This is a genomic window from Streptomyces sp. AC627_RSS907, from assembly GCF_019049165.1.
On record NZ_JAGMUE010000800.1, the window covers coordinates 1 to 638 of the forward strand.

1 protein-coding gene is annotated in these 638 nt (G+C 76.0%); it reads left to right on the forward strand.

The genetic code is table 11. The annotated features are described in order from the left end of the window. Nucleotides 1–138 precede the first annotated feature (138 nt). Nucleotides 139–638, forward strand: a 500-nt coding sequence (locus tag KUM32_RS38710; protein ID WP_217146479.1) for a DUF3027 domain-containing protein, incomplete at its 3' end; no start/stop codon positions are given.

Below are 638 nucleotides of genomic sequence, written 5' to 3' on the forward strand. Positions count from 1 at the left end.
ACGTAACTGGTGCGTCCGAGGCCGTTCGGGCGCGGACGTCGACGCGGTCCACAGGTCCGCTCCGTCCGCTGTCCCGGCTGCTTGGCCGGCGCGCTCGTGAGACGGCGTAGGAGAGAATCGATTCTTGTGAGTGCTGCGATGCGAAGCCGTACCCCGGACCGCTTGTGCGCCGAGGCGGTCGATCTTGCCCGTGCGGCGGCCGAGGAGGCGGCGTTCCCGGGCCCCGTCGGCGAACACGTCGCCCTCGCGGCCGACGGGGACCGCGTGGTCACCCACTTCTTCGAGTGCGCGGAACCCGGTTACCGGGGCTGGCGCTGGGCGGTGACCGTCGCCCGCGCCTCCCGCGCCAAGGCCGTCACGCTCGACGAGACGGTGCTGCTGCCCGGGCCCGAGGCGCTGCTGGCGCCGGAGTGGGTGCCCTGGAGCGAGCGGCTGCGCCCGGGCGACATGGGCCCCGGCGACCTCCTCCCGACCGAGGCGGACGACCTGCGCCTGGAGCCGGGCTTCACCGGCGAGGACGCACCGCCGCCCAACTCCGTCCTGGCCGATGAGGGCTCGCCCGTGCGCGCGGTCGCCGAGGGCGCGGACGGTGCGGGCACCGAGGGCGCCGCCGGCGCGGGGCGCGCTCCGCTCTCCGG